This window comes from Massilia sp. FBCC-B171, from assembly GCF_059134155.1.
In genome coordinates this window covers 4,703,953-4,723,963 of record NZ_CP101443.1, presented here as the reverse complement: position 1 = coordinate 4,723,963, position 20,011 = coordinate 4,703,953, and the positions used below count along the sequence as shown (strand labels likewise).

General features: G+C 63.9%; 20 protein-coding genes and 2 tRNA genes. 11 read left to right on the top strand and 11 right to left on the bottom strand.

Going from position 1 to position 20,011, the window contains the following annotated elements:
- Positions 1 to 63 precede the first annotated feature (63 nt).
- The 5 genes from NMB41_RS21480 to NMB41_RS21460 all read left to right on the top strand — a co-directional run bounded on the left by NMB41_RS21480 (position 64) and on the right by NMB41_RS21460 (position 3,939).
- Positions 64 to 468, top strand: a complete 405-nt coding sequence (locus tag NMB41_RS21480; RefSeq protein WP_494379804.1) for a YgiW/YdeI family stress tolerance OB fold protein — start codon at positions 64 to 66, stop codon at positions 466 to 468.
- A gap of 237 nt (positions 469 to 705) precedes the next feature.
- The gene (locus tag NMB41_RS21475) at positions 706 to 1,830 is read left to right on the top strand and encodes a toxic anion resistance protein (RefSeq protein WP_494379803.1); all 1,125 of its coding nucleotides are present in this window, start codon (positions 706 to 708) and stop codon (positions 1,828 to 1,830) included.
- A 30-nt stretch (positions 1,831 to 1,860) separates the two neighbouring features.
- Positions 1,861 to 2,448, top strand: a complete 588-nt coding sequence (locus tag NMB41_RS21470) for a TerD family protein (protein WP_494379802.1) — start codon at positions 1,861 to 1,863, stop codon at positions 2,446 to 2,448.
- Between the two features lie 52 nt (positions 2,449 to 2,500).
- Positions 2,501 to 3,388, top strand: coding sequence for a hypothetical protein (locus tag NMB41_RS21465; protein ID WP_494379801.1), 888 nt, complete (start codon positions 2,501 to 2,503; stop codon positions 3,386 to 3,388).
- Between the two features lie 98 nt (positions 3,389 to 3,486).
- Positions 3,487 to 3,939, top strand: coding sequence for an FxsA family protein (locus tag NMB41_RS21460; RefSeq protein ID WP_494379800.1), 453 nt, complete (start codon positions 3,487 to 3,489; stop codon positions 3,937 to 3,939).
- Between the two features lie 61 nt (positions 3,940 to 4,000).
- Here NMB41_RS21460 and NMB41_RS21455 read toward each other — a convergent pair whose 3' ends face one another.
- On the bottom strand, positions 4,001 to 4,873 hold the full coding sequence (locus NMB41_RS21455) for an alpha/beta fold hydrolase (RefSeq protein WP_494379799.1): 873 nt from the start codon (positions 4,871 to 4,873) through the stop codon (positions 4,001 to 4,003).
- A 311-nt stretch (positions 4,874 to 5,184) separates the two neighbouring features.
- Here NMB41_RS21455 and NMB41_RS21450 point away from each other — a divergent pair, with 311 nt between their 5' ends.
- On the top strand, positions 5,185 to 6,744 hold the full coding sequence (locus NMB41_RS21450) for an AbgT family transporter (RefSeq protein ID WP_494379798.1): 1,560 nt from the start codon (positions 5,185 to 5,187) through the stop codon (positions 6,742 to 6,744).
- Positions 6,745 to 6,822: 78 nt separating this feature from the next.
- Here NMB41_RS21450 and NMB41_RS21445 read toward each other — a convergent pair.
- The 3 genes from NMB41_RS21445 to NMB41_RS21435 form a co-directional block, all read right to left on the bottom strand.
- Positions 6,823 to 6,898 (bottom strand) — tRNA-Phe (locus NMB41_RS21445).
- Positions 6,899 to 6,989: 91 nt separating this feature from the next.
- Positions 6,990 to 8,219, bottom strand: coding sequence for a DUF819 family protein (locus NMB41_RS21440; RefSeq protein WP_494379797.1), 1,230 nt, complete (start codon positions 8,217 to 8,219; stop codon positions 6,990 to 6,992).
- A gap of 210 nt (positions 8,220 to 8,429) precedes the next feature.
- Positions 8,430 to 8,505 (bottom strand) — tRNA-Phe (locus tag NMB41_RS21435).
- A gap of 120 nt (positions 8,506 to 8,625) precedes the next feature.
- On the opposite strand from NMB41_RS21435, the gene NMB41_RS21430 reads away from it, so the two are divergent.
- The 5 genes from NMB41_RS21430 (at position 8,626) to NMB41_RS21410 (ending at position 13,716) form a co-directional block, all read left to right on the top strand.
- A complete protein-coding gene (locus NMB41_RS21430; protein ID WP_494379796.1) occupies positions 8,626 to 9,858 on the top strand; it encodes an FAD-dependent monooxygenase in 1,233 nt (410 codons plus the stop codon).
- Between the two features lie 20 nt (positions 9,859 to 9,878).
- Positions 9,879 to 10,598 (top strand): DsbC family protein, encoded by a 720-nt coding sequence (locus tag NMB41_RS21425; RefSeq protein WP_494379795.1) that lies wholly within the window; start codon positions 9,879 to 9,881, stop codon positions 10,596 to 10,598.
- Positions 10,599 to 10,608: 10 nt separating this feature from the next.
- A complete protein-coding gene (locus NMB41_RS21420; protein ID WP_494379794.1) occupies positions 10,609 to 11,067 on the top strand; it encodes a (2Fe-2S)-binding protein in 459 nt (152 codons plus the stop codon).
- 15 nt (positions 11,068 to 11,082) lie between these two features.
- Positions 11,083 to 11,655: a nucleotidyltransferase family protein gene (locus tag NMB41_RS21415; protein ID WP_494379793.1), complete on the top strand. Its 573-nt coding sequence runs from the start codon at positions 11,083 to 11,085 to the stop codon at positions 11,653 to 11,655.
- 240 nt (positions 11,656 to 11,895) lie between these two features.
- Complete coding sequence (locus NMB41_RS21410; protein WP_494379792.1) at positions 11,896 to 13,716, top strand: M61 family metallopeptidase; 1,821 nt, start codon at positions 11,896 to 11,898, stop codon at positions 13,714 to 13,716.
- A 227-nt stretch (positions 13,717 to 13,943) separates the two neighbouring features.
- Here the strand turns inward: NMB41_RS21410 and NMB41_RS21405 are convergent, their stop codons facing one another.
- The 7 genes from NMB41_RS21405 to rpe all read right to left on the bottom strand — a co-directional run bounded on the left by NMB41_RS21405 (position 13,944) and on the right by rpe (position 19,990).
- Positions 13,944 to 14,435, bottom strand: coding sequence for a hypothetical protein (locus tag NMB41_RS21405; protein ID WP_494379791.1), 492 nt, complete (start codon positions 14,433 to 14,435; stop codon positions 13,944 to 13,946).
- A 1-nt stretch (position 14,436) separates the two neighbouring features.
- On the bottom strand, positions 14,437 to 15,237 hold the full coding sequence (gene trpC, locus NMB41_RS21400) for an indole-3-glycerol phosphate synthase TrpC (RefSeq protein WP_494379790.1): 801 nt from the start codon (positions 15,235 to 15,237) through the stop codon (positions 14,437 to 14,439).
- 11 nt (positions 15,238 to 15,248) lie between these two features.
- Positions 15,249 to 16,286 carry an anthranilate phosphoribosyltransferase gene (gene trpD, locus NMB41_RS21395; RefSeq protein ID WP_494379789.1) on the bottom strand — a complete coding sequence of 346 codons (1,038 nt, stop codon included), beginning with the start codon at positions 16,284 to 16,286 and terminating at the stop codon, positions 15,249 to 15,251.
- 70 nt (positions 16,287 to 16,356) lie between these two features.
- A complete protein-coding gene (locus tag NMB41_RS21390) occupies positions 16,357 to 16,923 on the bottom strand; it encodes an anthranilate synthase component II (RefSeq protein WP_494379788.1) in 567 nt (188 codons plus the stop codon).
- Position 16,924: 1 nt separating this feature from the next.
- Positions 16,925 to 18,421, bottom strand: a complete 1,497-nt coding sequence (trpE, locus tag NMB41_RS21385; RefSeq protein WP_494379787.1) for an anthranilate synthase component I — start codon at positions 18,419 to 18,421, stop codon at positions 16,925 to 16,927.
- A 196-nt stretch (positions 18,422 to 18,617) separates the two neighbouring features.
- On the bottom strand, positions 18,618 to 19,262 hold the full coding sequence (locus tag NMB41_RS21380) for an HAD-IA family hydrolase (protein ID WP_494382886.1): 645 nt from the start codon (positions 19,260 to 19,262) through the stop codon (positions 18,618 to 18,620).
- A 56-nt stretch (positions 19,263 to 19,318) separates the two neighbouring features.
- On the bottom strand, positions 19,319 to 19,990 hold the full coding sequence (gene rpe / locus NMB41_RS21375) for a ribulose-phosphate 3-epimerase (RefSeq protein WP_192051504.1): 672 nt from the start codon (positions 19,988 to 19,990) through the stop codon (positions 19,319 to 19,321).
- Positions 19,991 to 20,011: the final 21 nt, after the last annotated feature.

Here is a 20,011-nt window from a genome sequence, read left to right as displayed (position 1 = left end):
GTAATGCGTCTGTACCTGCGGTCAACCGCGCGGACATCCACCCATCACGACAAAGGACCGACCATGAAACGCATCCTCCAGATCTCCGGCATCACGACCCTCTTGATCGCATCGAGCTTCGCCCTCGCCCAGACCGGCGCCTACACGGGACCGTCGAACAAGGCGGCCCCGGCCGGCTATACCGGCCCGACCAGCGTGCCGCTGATGAAGGCGAAGGACTTGCTGGACAAGGGCAAGGACGACCAGTACGCGCGCCTCCAGGGCAAGCTGGTCAGCCACAAGGGCGGCGACGACTATGAATTTGCCGACGCCAGCGGCAAGATCTCCGTCGAAATCGAGGCCGAGCATTTCCCGGCGGGCGTGACCGTCGACCACAACACGCTGGTCGAACTGACCGGGGAATTCGACAAGGAGACCTTTGGCGAATCGAGCTTCGAGGTTAAGCAGTTGAAGGTCGTCACCAAGTAAGCATAAAAAACGCCACCCCCGCGGTGGCGTTGTTGCCGGTGCATCCTGCTTCCGTGGGCGCATCGGCTGTGCGGCGGTGGCTGCACCTTCCGGTTCACATGAAATGGCGATGTGGGATTGGTTATACTGAACGCAGGTCACGCGGCCTTGTCAAAATCAGCCGTGGCGGCGATGTCTTACTCGCTCAGAAAGATTGTTCAGTGGTAAGCTTTTGATACTTCAACCTGAAAGAATCTCATGAAACCGCTGTTCTCCTCCGACGAAGAAGCGAACGCAGCATCCACGAAGCCTGTGGCGCCCGCGCCTGCCATGGCGCCGCTGCTCGACCCTGCCTTGACGCCGGACATGCTGCCGGCAGCGCGTCCTGAAGCGAGCGCGGCTCCCCTGGTCCGTGCCGATATCTCCGGTATCGACGACAAGGCCATCGAGACCCTGGGCGGCAACACCGGCGCGGCCGTGGCGAAGGTGTCGGCCAAGCTGCTCGGCACCGTGCGCGCTTCGGACGCGGATGTGTTCGGCACGCAGCTGAACGAACTGATCGCCACCTCCAAGGGCCTGGACCCGGCCAAGCTGCGTTCGGGCGGCTTGCTCTCGCGCGTCACGAACATGTTCGGCTCGGTCAAGGAAAAGATGCTGTCGCAGTACCAGGTGGTCGAATCGCGGATGGACACGCTGGTGTCGGAAATGACGCGTCATGCTGGCGTGCACCGCGGCCGCATCCAGGATTTCGACGAGATGTTCAAGGGCCTGGAAATCTATTACCAGGGACTGGACGCCGATGTGAAGAAGGGCGAAGCCTGGGCCGAGAAACTCCGGCAGGCGGTCGCGCAGCAGACGGCCCCAAGCAATGCCTTCGAGGCGCAGCAGTCGACTGAACTCAAGCGCCGACTCGAGCGTCTCGAAAAGCGCATCGACGATCTGCGCCGGGCCATGCTGATGGCCACGCAAATGGTCCCGCAAATCCGCCTGTCGCAGGACAATGCCCGGGCGCTGACGGACACGTTCACCGACATCGTCAATGTGTCGATTCCGGCCTGGCGCAACGTCTTCTCGCTGTACTTGCTGCAACTCGAAGCCAAGCAGAGCGCGGCGGTGGCGAATGCCGCCTACGACGCCACCGACGCGGCTTTCCGCGCCCAGGCCGACATGCTGCTGGAAAATACCGAGACCGTGGCGCGCGCCAAGCAGCGTTCCCTGGTCAGCCTGGAAACCGCCCAGCACGTCCAGACGCAGCTCATTACCGCCTTCGACAAGCTCGAGCAGATCTCGAACGAAGGCCAGCAGCGCCGCAAGGAAGAGCTGCCGAAACTGCAGGCGCTGGAACGCGAGCTCATCGAGCGCTTCTCGCCGTCTGCATCGTAAAATACCATTCTCACCATACAAGGAAAGTCCATGTCGACGACGCTCGAAACTGGCCATCGCATCAATCTGGAAAAAACCGCCCCGGGCTTGAAGCGTGTTCGTATCGGTCTCGGATGGAAGGTCAACGCGGCCGAAGGCCAGGCCTTCGACCTCGACTCGTCGGTATTCCTGTGCAAGAAGGATGCGAGCGACCATCCGCTCATGATCAGCAACGCCCACTTCGTCTATTACAACCACACCACTTCGCCCGATGGGGCAGTGGTGCACTCGGGCGACAACCGCACGGGTGACAAGGATGGCGACGACGAAGTCATCACCGTCGACCTGGCAAAGGTCGACGCGGCCGTCGTGGAAATGCCGATCGTGGTCACCATCCACGAGGCCGAAGCGCGCAAGCAGACCTTCGGCCGCGTGACCGATGCCTACGTCAAGGTGTACAACGACGACACCGGCGAAGTGATCGCCCAGTACGACCTGGACGAAGACTATTCGGACAAGACCGCGCTACAGTTCGGCTCGCTCTACCGCAAGGATGGCGAGTGGCGCTTCCAGGCCGTCGGCGCCGGCTTCAAGCTGAACCTGGCGACCTTCATCCGTAAACTCGGCGGCACCGTCTGAGAACGGCCAGGCGCTCCTGCCGCGCAGCCCGGCGCCCACGGCCGCCCAAGCGATGACGAACCAGACGCCCAAGGCCTTCGATTTCGGCGCGGAGCCGGAGCCTGCTCCCGCGCCAGGCGAGCGTGCGGCCGTGCCGCGGGTGTTCGACTTCGGCGACGCGCAGGATTCCGCGCCGCCGCCGGCCCGCAGCAGCGCGCCCAAGCCGCTGTCCTTCGACGCGCTGCCCGCAGCGCCTGACCTCGCCGGCGTCACCCCGAAAACCGTGTCCAAAGCGCTGTTCGAGAGCGAGGACCATCCGGCGGTGCGCGATGCCCTGGCGACGGCCGCCGTCGACTATCCCGTATTGTTCGAACACGCCGAGCAGCGCCTGGCTGCCCTGTTTCGCCGCATCCTGCCGGTCAGGCTGGCGCTGGTGACTGGGTGGGCGGAGGCGCCCCTGATGGAACAGGCCGCCCTGCTCGAGCCGATCACCGAGCTGGTCTTGAAATTTGCGCAGATGGCGGTGCCGGCCCTGCTCGACGACGCGCTCGAGAGCACCCGGGCGCCGACGGGCATGTTCGATCGGCTGCTGCGCCGCAAGACCTCGCCGGCCCAGTTCAAGGCGGCACTGACCGCTAGCCGGGCCCAGCTCCTGCAGCTCATGGCCGACAGCGAAGTTGCCATGCGCGAGCTGGAAGAGTCGGCGCGGAACCTGAGCCTGCATGGGGCGGTGCTGGCCGTGGTGGCGAAACTCGCCGGCGGCGCGCTGGACGTGACGGTGTCGGACGCGCTCATTCAGCGCCGCACACTGATCCAGCAGGCGGTGCGCCAGGCGGAGCTGTCGATCTTGCAGATGGGGCAGGTGCGCCAGCAAGCCGCCGACCTGATCGGGCAAGTGTCGTCTTTCCTGACCGTGACCTTGCCCGCACTCGAGATGGCGCAGGCGCAGGGTGGAAACTAAGGCAGGGGAGCGCGCTGTTAGAATTCGCAGCAGCCTTCCCGTCCCATTTTTGCAGGAGTACACAAATCCTACCTTACCTAATCACAGCGGCCTTGCGTATGCCAAGGCTGACCTTGGCAGTCGTCGTATTGGTGCTGGCAGCCCTGGCCAGCACGATGACCTACACCGGTTTCCTTGTCATCGGCGTGTTGGCTGAATATCTCGGCACCAGCCGCTTCATCGCCGGACTGCTGCTCGGCGCTCTTTTCGCGCGATTTCCCGCGATCCGCAATGGCAAGCTGCGCCTTGTGGGCCTGTTGCCGAAACCTGTGCGCCGGCCGCTCATCGTCAGCATCCTCGCACTCTGCCTCTTGCATTTCCTGTCGCAAGGCGACTATGTGCCCGCGGCATTTACAGGTTTCGTGACGGCGTTTGTTCTCACTTTCCCTTGGCTGAGGCGCAAGATTTTCGATCGAATCTTGTCGTCCGTTTTCAAATTCACTGGCAAACAGCCTCCCCAACGTGCTGACGACACGGTGATTGAGGGCGAATTCAGGGAAAGAAAAGAATGACAGAAACGAAAACGCCAACCTGCATGGGTTGGCGTTTTTGTTTTACGTACGATCGAACAGGCTAGCAGGCCAGGCCGGTGGATGCTGGCAGCAGCAGGCTTGAGGATTGTTCGGGAAGATCTCCATGGACCTCGTGCGAGAGCCCGACTGACGCACCGGCAAGCGCACTCAGAATCAGCTGTGCGGTCTCCCGTGGCGCATCCCAGTGCGGAAAATGGCCACAGCGATCGAACCAGTGCAGCTTGGCATCCGGGAACAAGGCCAGCGCGCGCCTGGCCTGGCGCGGGAAGCAGACCCTGTCCCGCCGTCCCCAGCCGATGACGAGCGGATGCGCGATGCTGTTGCGCGGCGCCCCTAGTTGCTCCTCACCGTAGGCGAGCTGGGCCAGTAGTTCATCAAAGGCCGGCGAGGCCACATAGCTGCACAATTCATCGCTCACGGTGCTTGGGTCCAGCTTTGTCGGCCTGGCGGAAAATTGTGCCAGCAACAAAGCGCGGCCAAGCGGATTGGCGCAGACCGCCGGCAATATCGGCCGCAGCAGGCGCAGCAGCCGGATCGACAGGTAGATCGAGCTGAAGAACGCGTGACGCTCCCACCCCTGCCAGAAACCACCAGGATTAAGCGCTACCACGCCGCCGACGCTCCCACCGCGCCGCGCCAGCTCCAGCGCCAGCCGCGCACCCATCGAGCTGCCGACTGCATCGATGCCGCTCAAGCCCTGGGCATGGAGGAAGGCGGCGGTCTCATCGGCCAGGGTGCGGATCGAGGTTTCACCGGCCAATTTCGGCGTCTGGCCAAAGCCGGGCAGGTCGACCGCGATGACTTCGCGTTTTGTGGCGAGATCAGCCAGAATGGGATTCCAGCTCTGCCAATGGCCGCCAAGGCCATGAAGTAGTAGCAAAGGCTTGCCGGTGCCGCAACGAATGTGATGCATGGTCGATCCTCCTATCGCACGGGCGTGCGTATGGTGCAAGCCTACCGCAGCGGGCACAACGACTGCGTTCGTTAGGAATCCTCGTCCAGAACAACAACGCCATCCCCGCTCATTTTCGCGACCGGGGGTGGACCGGCTGGGCCGGCCGCTGCTTGCGTTGTAAGAAAGCTTTGCGTTAGCACAGCTTGTGAGTAACATATGTTCAGAAAGTAACAGCAGAGCGGCTGTGCCTCGGCGCCGCCTGCCTGCTGCGATCGAGCGAACTGCCGACAGGACGCGTCTGTCACGCAAAGGATATGATGACAACACAAGTGACTGCACAGAAACCGGGCGGATTGAACCGGATCCTGAATTTCATCGAGAGGGCCGGCAACAAGCTGCCCGATCCGGCGATCTTGTTCGCACTGCTGCTGGCCCTGGTCTGGGCCCTTTCCTGGGCCATGTCCGGCCTGGTTTTCCATGAGATCGATCCGCGCACGGGCGCGGCGATCCAGGTCAAAAACCTCCTGGCGCCCAGAGCACTGACCGAATTCACGGCAAAAATGGTCAACATCTTCGTTACCTTCCCCCCGCTGGGAGTGGTGCTGGTGGCAATGCTGGGATTGGGCGTGGCGGAATATACGGGTTTCATCAATGCCGGCCTGCGCAAGATCCTGGCGGTCACTCCGAAGGTGTTGCTCACCCCGGTCCTGATCGGCGTGGGCATACTGAGCCATGTCGCCGTCGATGCCGGTTACGTGCTGGTCATCCCGCTCGGCGCCGTGATTTTTTATGCCGCGGGACGCCATCCGCTGGCCGGTATCGCGGCTGCCTTTGCCGGCGTGTCCGGCGGCTTTTCCGCCACCTTCTTTGTTCCGTCGAGCCTGGACCCGCTCCTGGCCGGCCTGACCCAAGTTGCCGCACGTCTCTCGTCCGACCCGGCCGCCGCGTCGATCGTGATCAACCCACTGAACAATTACTATTTCACGACGGCGTCGACCTTCCTGGTGATTCTTGTCGGCTGGGTCCTGACCGACAAGGTCATCGAGCCGCGCCTGAAAAAAACGCTGGTCGACGGCGATCCTGCCGGCTTGCCCAAGATGGATGCCTTGCAGCCGAATGAGATCAAGGGGTTGCGCTGGGCCGGTGTCGCCATGCTGGCCAGCCTGGCGCTGCTGGTGTGGTCCGTCCTGCCGGAAGGTTCGGCCTGGCGCTCGCCGGACACGCGCGAACTGACGCATTCCTCGGCGCCACTGATGCAGTCGATCGTCGCGCTCATCTTCATCTTCTTCCTGATTCCCGGGGTGGTCTACGGCTACGCCGCCGGTACCGCGAAAAGCCACCGCGACATCGTCAAGGGGATGAGCCACGCCATGAGCGGCATGGGCTACTACATCGTCATGGCCTTCTTCTGTGCGTTGTTCATCTATGCCTTCGGCCAGTCGAACCTGGGGGCGCTCATCGCGCTCAAGGGCGCATTGTGGCTTAAGGAGATGGCGTTTCCGATGGGTGTGACGCTGACGGGCATCGTGCTCCTGTCGGGCACGGTGAACCTGTTCATCGGTTCGGCTTCCGCCAAGTGGGCCCTGATCGGCGCGGTCATGGTGCCGATGCTCATGGAGCTGAGTGTGTCGCCGGACATGACGCAGGCCGCCTACCGGGTCGGCGATTCCTCGACCAATATCATCACGCCGCTGTTGCCTTATTTCCCGCTGATTATCGTCTTCTGCCGCAAATATGTGCAGTCGACCGGCATCGGCACCCTGATCGCGCTGATGCTCCCGTACTCGCTCAGCTTGCTGGTGGTCTGGACCTTGTTCCTGCTCGGCTTCTGGGCACTCGATATTCCACTCGGGATCGGCTCGACCTATAGCTACCCGGCCGCGGGCTGACCGGGGGGCAGGCACATGAAACAGGAGTGAAAATGAACAACGCCAACCTGCAAGGTTGGCGTTTTTTTTAGACATTCCTGGTGGCCCGGGGCGGAATCGAACCACCGACACAAGGATTTTCAATCCTCTGCTCTACCAACTGAGCTACCAGGCCAAGGCCCGGGAGTGTACCAAAGCGCGCCGCTGCAGTAGATTCCGGTCACGCGTCGGTCGCATGCAGTGCGGCAATGCGGACGGTGACGCGGTCAACCGGCGGCAATCGCCCGCAGGGAGATACCCGTAATGTAGGCGCCGTAGGTGCCCAGCGCATACCCGAGCACGGCCAGCAGCACGCCGACTGGCGCCAAGGCAGGGTGGAAGGCGCTGGCAACCACCGGCGCCGAGGCAGCCGCGCCGATGTTCGCCTGCGACCCGACCGCCATCATGAACAGCGGTGCGCGGATCAATTTGGCCATCAGAATCATCAGTCCGCCGTGGAAAGCAATCCATATCAGGCCCAGCAGGAACAGCCAGGGACGATCGACCAGGGCGCTCAGGTCCATCTGCATGCCAATCGTCGCGACCAGCACGTACAGCATCACCGAGCCGATGCGTGAGGCACCGGCACCTTCAAAAGTGCGGGCCTTCGTAAAGCTCAGCAGCAGGCCGATGGTCGTGGCGATCACGACAATCCAGAAGAAGCCCGAGGTCAGGCTGTAGTCCTGCAGGCGCCACTCGGCCGGCAGCGATGAAATCCACCCGACCAGCAGCTGGCTCAGGAAATGCGACAGGCCGGTCGCGCCCAGGCCGATCGCCAGGATGACCATGATGTCGTTCACGGTCGGGATGCGCGCGTGCTGCGCCTGGTATTGTTCGATGCTGTCACGCAAGCGGTTCAGCGCCGTGAGGTCGGCGCCAGTCCAGCGATCGAAGGCCTGTGAACGGCTGGCAAGGAACAGTAACACCGCCGTCCACAGATTGCCCACCAGGACATCGACCGCCACAAACTGGCCGAACATCGTCGCCTCTACGTTGAACACTTCGCGCATGGCGGCCTGGTTGGCGCCGCCACCGATCCAGGCACCGGCCACCGTGGTCATGCCGCGCCAGGTGTCGCCAGCCACCGATTCCGGATGGATCACGCGCATTGCCTCGAACGCCACCAGGGCGCCGAGCATGACGCCCACGGTGCCGGTCAGGAACATGATGATCGCTTTTGGGCCAAGTCGCACGATCGCCTTGAAGTCGATCGCGACGCACAGCAGCACGAGAGAACTGGGCAGCAGGTAGTCGCGCGCCATCGGGTAGAGCTTCGAGGCCGCGCCGTCGATCACGCCCAGCGTGTTGAGCAGCGAAGGCAACAGGTAGCACAGCAGCAGGGCCGGTACATAGCTGTAAAACTTTTTCCAGAAACCATCCGGGCGCGATGCGGTCCACAGCACGCTACCGAGAATGACGGCAATCATGCCGAGGATGACGGCATCGTTCGTAATCATGGGAACTGATACAGGGGGCATGCTGACTCCAGGTTTATTTCGGATCAGGACCGATGGAGGGCGTGCATCGTGCAGCTCAGCAATCGAGGAGCAGCGAGTATCGCCGGGCTCCACTGCAGAGTCAAATTGGATGGACATCAGGACTGTGGAGTCCGGAAACGACAACGCCAACCTGCATGGGTTGGCGTTTTTGATGTATTACTGAATTCTTGGTGGCCCGGGGCGGAATCGAACCACCGACACAAGGATTTTCAATCCTCTGCTCTACCAACTGAGCTACCAGGCCAAGAGAGGCACGATTATAGCCAGCCGGCGGCGGCTCTGCAAGTCCCGGCTGCAACTTTCTTCCGGCGCTGCGTTCCGCGCAAGCCAAATAGGTGCAGGACATGCCGCTATAATGCCTCGTATGACGACCTCCACTTCCTCCACCGCACACACTACAAGCGACGTCTGCATCGTCGGCAATGGCGCCATCGCCAAGACGGCGGCGCTTGGCTTCGCCCAGGCCGGGCATAGCGTCACGCTGCTGGTTCCCAACCCGGCCGCCGCGCAGAACGAGGGCGCCGCTGCCACTGGCGGCGAACGCCCCTGGGACGTGCGCGTGTACGCGCTGAACCATACCGCGCGCGACCTGCTGGGCGCGCTGAAGGTATGGGATGCGCTCGATGCAAGCCGCGTGGCGCCGGTCGATGCGATGGCGGTCAATGGCGACGGCAAGAATGGGGGCAGCCTCGGCTTCGACGCCTTCGGCGCGCATACCGGCGCGCTGGCCTGGATCGTCGAGGACAGCAACCTGAACAGCGCGCTCGACGCGGCCCTGAAATTCGCCCACAAGGTCGAGATCGTCAAAGGCTGCGGGACGCGCCTGACCTGTGGCCCGGAAGGGGCGGCGGTCACGCTGGAAGACGGGCGCCGGATCGACGCGGCCCTCGTCATCGGCGCCGACGGACGCGATTCCTGGGTGCGCGGGCAGTGCGACATCGGGATCGACTACCGGCCCTACCACCAGAAAGCCATCGTCACGAATTTTTCCTGCGAAAAGCCGCACCATGGCGTCGCCCACCAGTGGTTCACCTGCAGCGAGGGCATCATCGCGCTGCTGCCGCTGCCGGGCCAGCGCGTCTCGCTGGTCTGGTCGGCGCCGGAAACCCTGGCCGCGACCCTGATCGAAGAATCGATGGGCGAGCTCGCGGTGCGCCTGGGCGAATATGCCGACGAGGCGCTCGGCACCCTGAAACCCCTGCAGCCTGAATCCGTGAAGGCCGTGCCGCTGGCGCTGGTGCGCCCGCATGCCTTGACCGCCCCGCACGTGGCCCTGATCGGCGACGCCGCGCACGCGGTGCACCCGCTGGCGGGACACGGCATGAACCTCGGCTTCGGCGACGTGGTCGACCTGCTGCGCGTGGTGGCCGGGCGCGAGGAACACCGCGCCATCGGCGACGAGCGGGTGCTGGCGCGCTATGCACGTGCCCGCAAGGAAGATGTGTTTTTGATGCAACTGGCGACCGACGGACTCGAGCGTTTGTTCGGCGCCAACCTCGAACCCTTGCGCGTTGCCCGCAATTTGGGATTAAACTTGCTCGATAAGTTGCCCTTCGTTAAGCGTCGCCTGATGGCGCACGCGCTCGGTCGTCCGTAATCTTTAAGGAATTAATAGTGATGTTGAAAACCAAGATCGCCGTGCTCGCGGCGACCGGCCTGATGGCGTCGTGCGTTGGGGCCGAAAATACGGTCGAAGCAAATATCCGCAAGAACATCGAGCCGCGCCTGGGCGGCGCCAAGATCGACACGATCACCGCCACGCCCTACAGCGGCCTGTACGAACTGCGCATCGGCGGCGACATCCTGTATGCGGACAAGAAGGGCGAATTCCTGTTCATCGGCCAGGTCTACGAGGCGAAAACCTCGCGCAACATCACCAAGGCCCGCATCGATGACCTGAACAAGATCAAGTTCTCCGACCTGCCGCTGGCCTCCGCGCTCAAGCAGGTGAAGGGCGACGGCAAGCGCGTGATCGCCGTCTTCGAAGACCCGAACTGCGGTTACTGCAAGCGCCTGCGCCAGACCACGCTCAAGGACATCGACAACGTCACCATCTACACCTTCATGTACAACATCCTGTCCGAGGATTCGTTCACGAAGTCGAAGAACATCTGGTGCGCACCGGACCGGGTCAAGGCCTGGGACGACTGGATGATCAACGGAAAGGTGCCGGCAGCGACGCCCGCCAACTGCGAGACCCCGAACCAGAAAATCGTCGAACTGGGCCAGAAACTGAAAATCCAGGGCACGCCGGCGATCTTCTTCACCGACGGCACCCGCATCCCGGGCGCGGTCGATTTGCCGGCGCTGGAAGCCAAGCTCGACTCGATCAAATAAACCCACGGCCATGGTCCAGCTGAACATCAACGGGCGCGCTACGCAGGTCGACGCCGACCCGGCCACGCCCATCCTGTGGGCGCTGCGCGATCACCTGAACCTGACCGGTACCAAGTTCGGCTGCGGCGCCGCCCTGTGCGGCGCCTGCACCGTGCACCTGGACGGCGCGCCGGTGCGCTCCTGCATCACGCCGATCTCGAGTGCGGCCGGCCTGAAGATCACGACCATCGAAGCCATCGGCGAGGATGCGGTCGGCAAGATCGTGCAGGAGGCCTGGATCCGCCACGACGTGCCGCAGTGCGGCTATTGCCAGAGCGGCCAGGTGATGAGCGCCACCGCGCTGCTGCGCACCAACCGCGCACCGAGCGACGCCGACATCGACAACGCCATGAGCGGCAACGTCTGCCGCTGCGGCACCTACCAGCGCATCCGCGCCGCGATCAAGGATGCGGCCAGTACGCTTGCCTGAGCCGGGTCCCCGCGCATGAATGCCGTCGGCATCCTGCTGGCGGCGGGACGCGGGCGCCGCTTCGATCCGCTCGGCCAGCGCAATAAGCTGCTGCAGCCGCTCGCCGGCGGCGAACCCGTTGTCGTGGCCAGCGCGCGCCATCTGCTGGCCGTGCTTCCCCGTGTGATCGCCGTCGTGCCGCCGCAGGATGGCGGCGTGGCGCAGGCCCTGCGCGCGCTCGGCTGCGAAGTCACCCTGTGCGAGGATGCCGACAGCGGCATGGCGGCCTCGCTGGTGCAGGCCATTACCCATTCGCTCCCGCAGGCAGACAGCTGGCTGGTGGCGCTGGGCGACATGCCGTATGTGGCGCCGGCGACGCTGCGCGCGCTGCTCAATGCGCTGGGCAGCGGCGCGGACATCGCCGCACCGGTATTCGAAGGGCGGCGCGGCAATCCGGTTGCGTTTGGCGCCGCTCACTTGCCGGCCCTGCTGGCGCTGCGCGGCGAACACGGCGCGCGTGCCTTGCTCAAGTCGGCGCCGGTGACGGAAATCGCCGTGAACGACCCCGGCATCCTGCGCGATATCGACACCCCAGCCGACCTGGCATAGCATCCGGCGTACCCGTAGGGTGGGCGGCTCCACCTGGATATTCGATCAGGTGCGACACCTCGCGCCGCCGACGCGTTCAACCGGCTCCGGCATCCTCGCGACAATGCAACTGTGCGTTGAACGCGTGGGCGGCGTCCGAGCTGCGTCTGTCCGCATATCCGGGTGGAGCCGTCCACCCTATGGGTCTTAACGAGAGCGAATCCGTTACACTACGAGAATCGCCCGACTCACTTCGCCATCATGAAAAAAACAGCCCAGAAAAAGCAGCCCGCGATCCACTACACCATCGTCCCGAAAGACCTGGCCGGCCACCTGTTCAACGTGACCGTCACCGTGCCGTCACCGGCACAGGATGGCCAGGTGTTCGCGCTGCCGGCCTGGATCCCGGGCAGTTACATGATCCGCGAGTTCGCGCGCAACATCGTGCGCATCCGGGCCGAGTCGAATGGCGCCGCGGTGGCGCTCACCAAACTCGACAAGCACTCGTGGCAGGCGGCGCCCGTCGACGCGCCGCTGACCCTGCACTACGAAATCTATGCCTGGGACTTGTCGGTGCGCGCCGCCCATCTCGACCAGACCCATGGCTTCTTCAACGGCACCAGCGTCTTCCTGCGCGTGCTCGGCCAGGAAGAGGGCGCGCACGAAGTCGACATCCAGCGCCCGGGCGACCCGGCCGCCAAAACCTGGCGCGTGGCCACCGCCATGCAGGAGCTGGGTGCGAAGCGCTACGGCTTCGGCACCTATGTCGCCGCCAATTACGACGAACTGATCGACCACCCGGTCGAAATGGGCGACTTCGCACTGGCCAGCTTCAAGGCGCATGGCATCCCCCACGACATCGTCATCACCGGCCGCGTGCCGAACCTGGACATGGCGCGCCTGCAGGCCGACCTGAAAGCGATCTGCGAAGCGCAAATTTCCTTCTTCGAGCCGCAAACGCGCCGTGCGCCGCTCGATCGCTATGTCTTCATGACGATGGCTGTGGGCGACGGCTACGGCGGCCTGGAACACCGCGCCTCGACCGCCCTGATCTGCTCCCGTGCCGACCTGCCGTGCAGCGCGACCCCGCAGCCAGGCGAGCCGGGCGAGGGCTATTTGAAATTCCTGGGCCTGTGCAGCCACGAGTACTTCCACACCTGGAACGTCAAGCGCATCAAGCCGGCCGTGTTCGCACCCTATGATTTGCAGGTCGAGGGCTATACGCCGCTGCTGTGGCTGTTCGAAGGTTTTACCAGCTATTACGACGACCTGATGCTGGTGCGCGCTGGGATCATCGGCGAGCCGACCTATTTCAAGCTGCTCGGCAAAACCATCGGCAGCGTGCTGCGCGGCAGCGGGCGTTTGAAACAGAGCGTGGCCGATTCGAGCTTCGACGCCTGGAGCAAGTACTACCGCCAGGACGAGAATTCGCCGAACGCCATCATCAGCTATTACAGCAAGGGTTCCCTGATCGCGCTGGCGTTTGACCTGACGATCCGCGCCAGGACCGGCGGCGCCAAGACCCTGGACGACGTCATGCGCGCGCTGTGGCAGCGCTACGGACGCGATTTTTATCCGAGCGCCGGCCGCGGCGTCACCGAGCAGGAAGTCGAAGCGCTGTTCGACGAAGTTAGCGGTTTGAAGCTGCGCCCCTTGTTCGACAAATTCGTGCGCGGCACGGACGACCTGCCGCTGGCTAAACTGTTCGCGCCGTTTGGTGTGAAGCTGGCGGACGAGCGCAAGAGCGGCAAGCCTTCGCTGGACGCCGGCATCGGGCGCGACCCGCTCGGCGCCAAACTGACGCAAGTGCACGAAGGCGGCGCGGCGCACCAGGCCGGCCTGTCGGCACTCGACATCCTGATCGCCATCGACGGCCTGCGCGTGAACGGCAACCCGGCCAATGTCGACGCGCTGCTGTCGCGCTACCGCGTGGGCGACAAGCTGACGGTGCACGCCTTCCGGCGCGACGAGCTGATGGCGTTTGACCTCACGCTGCAGGGCGACCGGGTGCCGGGCGTGACCTTGTCGCAGGCGGTGGCGGGGAAGAAGTCGTCGGCCTTGCCGCGGCCGAGCGCGGGTTGATTGCGTACATGGCACCGTGTGCGGATGATCCGCGATAACGTGTCCGGGGTGATGGCGTCATCGCCGCGTTTATCGGTCAACACGGTGCAAACGTTCGCGTGGGCACAGGTGCCCACCCTACGTTACGCTGGCGCCACGTATCCCGTAGGGTGGGCACTCCGTGCCCACGCGGATTCAAGGCCCCACGAACAGTGCAGGCAACAGCCCCACTAACGGCGACGACCCATTCACTGCGGCCCAGCCAGGCTCCGCAACTGGAACCGGTACTGGTGATCAAACAAGAAGGTCTCCGAAAACGTCAGCGCATTCATGTTCGTGGCCAGCAGGCTCTCCGGGCGCGGCAGGCGGCCGGTGCGGCGCATCGATGCCAGCGCCACCTTCGACGCATCGGGGTCGCGCGAGCGCTGCACGGCGACATCCTGCAACTCCCCATCTTCGCCCACCGTGATATTCACCACCACGATCGCCGGCAGCATGGGCGGCAATTGTCCGCTGAAGGTCTGGCCGCTGTTGGCGCGCATGACGTGCTGCGCCACTGCGGCCTTGTAGGCGTCCAGGCTGGCCGAGGGCGGCGCCACGGGCGCTTCGGTTTTGGGGGTAGGGAGAATGGCGGTGACGAGGCGCTTGGCCGAGGAAGCGACGGGCTGGACAACACTGCATCCGCCCAAGGCTGCCAGTAGAAGGAGGAGAGCGGCCCGGGTGCGGATGGTGGTTGTCATGTCAGTCGAATAATCGTCGAAGTTCGGCGCCAGGGTCCGGCGCTCGCATGAACGCCTCGCCCACCAGGAACGCGTGCACGTTCGCCTCGCGCATGCGCCCTACGTCTTCCACCCCCAGGATGCCCGACTCGGCCACGACCAGCCGCTCGCTGCCGATGCGCGGCAACAGGCCAATGGTGGTGTCGAGCGACACCTCGAAGGTGCGCAGGTTGCGGTTGTTGATGCCGACCAGCGGCGTTTTCAGTTTCAGGGCCGCGGTCAACTCATCGCCGTCATGTACTTCGACCAGCACATCCATGCCAAGTTCCTGAGCACAGGCTTCGAGTTCGGCCATCAGGCCGTGATCGAGCGCCGAGACGATCAGGAGGATCGCATCGGCCCCCATCGCGCGCGCTTCGTACACCTGGTACATGTCGATGATGAAGTCCTTGCGGATCACCGGCAGCTCGACGGCCGCACGTGCCTGCTTCAGGTAGTCGACGCTGCCCTGGAAGAAGTTCACGTCGGTCAGTACCGACAGGCAGGCAGCGCCCCCTTCGGCATAGCTTTCGGCGATGTTCGCCGGCTTGAAATCCGCACGCAGCACGCCTTTCGAGGGCGAGGCCTTCTTGATTTCTGCGATCACGCCGGCGCGGCCGGCGGCGATGGTCTTGCGCAGGCTCGCTTCGAAACCGCGGATGTCGGCGCGCAGCACGGCATCGCCTTCGACTTCGCGGCGCAGGCTGGCCAGGTCGCGGTATTTTTTGGCGGCCGCTACTTCATCGGCTTTGACGGCGAGGATCTTGTTCAGGATGTCGGACATATTTAAGCTTCTTATGCGCTCGCGCCCAGCTGGCGCGTGACGTTGACGAATTGTTCGAGCTTGGCCAGGGCCGCGCCGGACGCGATGGTCGCACGCGCTTTCGCCAGGCCGTCCTCGATCGATGCGGCCACGCCCGCGGCATACAGGGCGGTGCCGGCGTTCAGGGCCACGATGTCGCAGGCCGGTCCCGGCTCGCCGCGCAGGGCTTCGAGTACGCGCGCCTTCGATTCCTCGGTGTTCGCCACTTTCAGGTTGCGGCTGGCGATCATCGGCATGCCGAAGTCTTCCGGGTGGATTTCGTATTCGCGGATTTCGCCGTTCACCAGTTCGCCGACCAGGGTGCCGGCGCCGAGCGAGACCTCATCCATGTTGTCGCGGCCCCAGACCACCATCGCATGCTGGGCGCCGAGGCGCTGCAGGACGCGCACCTGGATGCCGACCAGGTCGGGGTGGAACACGCCCATCAGGATGTTCGGCGCGCCGGCCGGATTGGTCAGCGGCCCGAGAATATTAAAAATGCTGCGCACGCCCAGCTCGCGCCGCACCGGCGCCACGTGCTTCATGGCCGCGTGGTGGTTCGGTGCGAACATGAAGCCGATGCCGGTCTGGGCGATCGACTGCGCGATCTGCTCGGGTTTCAGGTCGATGTTGGCGCCAAGCGCTTCGATCAGGTCGGCGCTGCCCGAGGACGACGAGACGCTGCGCCCGCCGTGCTTGGCCACGCGCGCGCCGGCCGCTGCCGCCACGAACATCGCCGCGCTCGAAATATTGAAGGTGTGCGCGCCGTCGCCGCCGGTGCCGACGATGTCGAGCAGGTGGGTGGTGTCGGCCATCGGCACCTTGGTCGAGAATTCGCGCATGACTTGCGCGGCGGCCGTGATTTCGCCGATGGTTTCCTTCTTCACGCGCAGGCCCATGGTGAGGGCCGCGACCATGGTCGGCGACATCTCGCCCGACATGATCTGGCGGAACAGTGACAGCATCTCGTCGTGGAAGATCTCGCGGTGTTCGATACAGCGCAGCAGCGCCTCTTGTGGGGTGATCGGCATGGTGGTTCCAATAATGGTGGATTCAGGGCCGCGTCTTCGCGTAGCGCCCGAGGGCGCGCCGCTACGACGCTCAGCAGCCTTCGAGGAAGTTCTTGAACAGCGCGTGGCCGTGTTCCGACAGGATCGACTCGGGGTGGAACTGCACGCCCTGGATGTCGAACTCCTTGTGGCGCACGCCCATGATCTCGCCGTCGTCGGTCCAGGCGGTCACCTCGAGGCAGGCCGGCAGCGAGGCGCGCTCGATCGCCAGCGAGTGGTAGCGGATCACCGTGAACGGGCTCGGCAAGCCTTTGAAGACGCCTTCGCCGGTGTGCGCGATCATCGAGGTCTTGCCGTGCATGACCTGCTTGGCGCGCACGATTTTGCCGCCAAAGGCTTCGCCGATGGCCTGGTGGCCGAGGCACACGCCGAGGATCGGCAGCTTGCCCTGGAAATGTTTGATGACCTCGACCGACACTCCCGCGTCAACCGGCGCTTTCGGGCCGGGCGAAATGCAGATGCGGTCGAGTTTCATGGCCGCGATCTCCTCGATCGTGACTTCGTCGTTGCGCACCGTACGCACCTCTTCACCAAGCTCGCCGAAATACTGGACGATGTTGTAGGTGAAGGAATCGTAGTTGTCGATCATTAGCAGCATGTCAGAACTCCCCATCCAGACCGTCTTGCACTTGCTCGGCCGCGCGCAGCACGGCGCGCGCCTTGGCTTCCGTTTCCTGCCATTCCAGCTCGGGTACCGAGTCGGCAACGATGCCGGCCGCGGCCTGCACATACAGGTTGCCGTCCTTGATCACGCCGGTGCGGATCGCGATGGCCACGTCCATCTCGCCGCCGAACGACAGATAGCCGCAGGCGCCGCCGTAGATCCCGCGCTTCACGGGTTCGAGTTCGTCGATCACTTCCATGGCGCGCACTTTCGGCGCACCGGTGAGCGTACCGGCCGGGAAGGTCGCACGCAGCACGTCCAGGTTCGACATGCCGCCTTTCAGGGCGCCTTCGACGTTCGAGACGATGTGCTGCACGTGCGAGTATTTTTCGATGACCATGCGGTCGGTGACCTTCACCGTGCCGGTGTCGGCGATGCGGCCGATGTCGTTCCTCGCCAGGTCGATCAGCATCACGTGCTCGGCGATTTCCTTCGGGTCGGCCAGCAGCTCGGCGGCCAGCTCGGTATCGCGTTCCGGCGTCGCGCCGCGCGGGCGGGTGCCGGCGATCGGGCGCAGCGTGACCTTGCGTTCGCCCGTGGGCGAAGTCTCGTTGCGCACCAAAATCTCGGGCGAGGCGCCGACGATCTGCATGTCGCCGAAATTGTAGTAATACATGTAGGGCGACGGGTTCAGCGAACGCAGCGAGCGGTACAGCGAGAGCGGCGAATCGACATAGGGCTTGCGGATGCGCTGGCCAATTTGAACCTGCATCAGGTCGCCGGCCATCACGTACTCATGGGCTTTGGCCACCGCCGCCAGGTAGTCTTCTTTCGAGGTTTCGCGCACGGCTTCGGTACGCACCGAAGCAGTCGTCACCGGCGCGTCGACGCTACGGCGCAGCATGACGCGCAAGTCCTTCAGGCGCTGGCGTGCTTTCGAAAACGATTCCGGCTGCGCCGTGTCGGCATACACGATCATGTAGAGCTTGCCCGAGAGGTTGTCGATGACGGCCAGTTCCTCGGTCACCATCAGCTGGATGTCGGGCAGGCCGAGCGTGTCCTTCGGTGCCTTGCCGGCCAGCTTGCGCTCGATGTGGCGCACCGTGTCGTAGCCGAAGTAGCCGGCCAGGCCCCCGCAGAAACGCGGCAGGCCAGGGCGCAGGGCGACCCGGAAGCGCGCCTGGAAGGACTCGATGAAGTCGAGCGGATTGCCTTCATGGCTTTCGACGACAAAGCCGTTGGTGACGACTTCGGTCAGGTTGCCGCTGCAGCGCAAGAGGGTTTTCGCCGGCAGGCCGATGAAGGAATAGCGTCCGAAGCGTTCGCCGCCGACGACCGACTCGAGGAGGAAGGTGTTCTTGCCGGTGTTCTGGGATTGCGCGAGCTTCAGGTACAGGGTCAGCGGCGTTTCGAGATCGGCAAAGGCTTCGGCGATAAGCGGAATGCGGTTATAGCCCTGGTTGGCCAGCGATTTGAATTCGAGTTCGGTCATGTTCTTCTCCGGGCCGCCAGCGTTCGAGTTGGAGGATGGGCGGCGGTAGTCTAAAAAACCTGCCGGATGCGTGTGCAGCCGGCAGCAATCGAGTGGGTTCAGTTAGCCCAGGATTGCCAGCGTCGCCAGACCCAGGCCTCAGGGGCGCCGGTCTGGTTGACGGAGAGTTTTTTAATGGAGAACATGTATAGATGAGTTAGTTTTCGGTGCTGTTGTGCGCACGAACGAGCTCGGCAGCATCTAGTAGCGAATTAACTATACCATCGGAATCGATGTCTTGCACAGGCCTTCCGTGGTTATAACCATATGGCACTGTGAGCACAAAGCAACGTGCTGCGCGCGCTGCTTCGGCGTCGTTCGAGGAGTCGCCGATGGCCACCACCTGCGGCGGCGCCAGGTCGAAATCGGCGCAGACCTGCAGCAGGGGCATCGGGTCCGGTTTCTTCCTCGGCAGCGAGTCGCCGCCATAGACCAGCTCGAAGTAGGGCGCCAGGCCCTTCTGCGCCAGCAGCGGCGTGGCAAAGGCGATCGGCTTGTTGGTCACGCAGGCCAGGCGCAGGCCCATGTTTTTCATGGCTTCCAGTCCCTCGATCACGCCCGCGTACAGCACGCTGCGCTCGCCATTGATCGCCAGGTAATGCCGCTGGTAGGCGGCCATCGCCTCGTCAAAGACGGCATCGATGCGCTCTTGCCCGAAGTCGAGCGCGAGCACGTCGCGGATCAGCTTTTCCGAGCCTTTACCCACCATGGGCGTGATGACGTCCTGTGTGATCGGCGCGAGGCCAAAGCCGGCGCGCATGCCGTTCAGGGCCAGTTCAAAGTCCGGCACGGTGTCGAGCATCGTGCCGTCGAGATCGATGATGGCGGCCTTGATCGCCGCGGCGCCGGGACGCACCCTTACTTCCCGACCGTGGCCAGTTCGGCGCGCATGGCGTCGATCACGGCTTTATAGTCGGGCTTGCCGAAGATGGCCGAGCCGGCCACAAACGTGTCGGCGCCTGCGGCGGCGGCGGCTGCGATGTTCTCGGCCTTGATGCCGCCGTCGACTTCCAGCATGATGTCGCGGCCCGATTCGTCGATCAGGCGGCGCGCGATCGCGATCTTCTTCAGCGCTTCCGGGATGAAGGACTGGCCACCGAAGCCCGGGTTGACCGACATAATCAGGATCATGTCGATCTTGTCCATCACGTGCTCGAGATAGTGCATCGGCGTGCCCGGGTTGAACACGAGGCCGGCCTTGCAGCCGTGGTCGCGGATCAGCTGCAGGGTGCGGTCGATGTGCTCGGACGCTTCCGGGTGGAAGGTAATGATGTTGGCGCCGGCCTTGGCGAAGTCGGGGATGATGCGGTCGACCGGTTTCACCATCAGGTGGACGTCGATCGGCACCTGCACGTGCGGGCGGATCGCCTGGCAAACCAGCGGGCCGATGGTCAGGTTCGGCACGTAATGGTTGTCCATCACGTCGAAGTGGATGATGTCGGCGCCTGCCTCGACGACGTTGCGGACTTCTTCGCCCAGGCGGGCGAAATCGGCGGACAGGATGCTGGGAGCGATGCGGTAGGTGGTCATGAAGTGGCCGTGCGGTTGGGT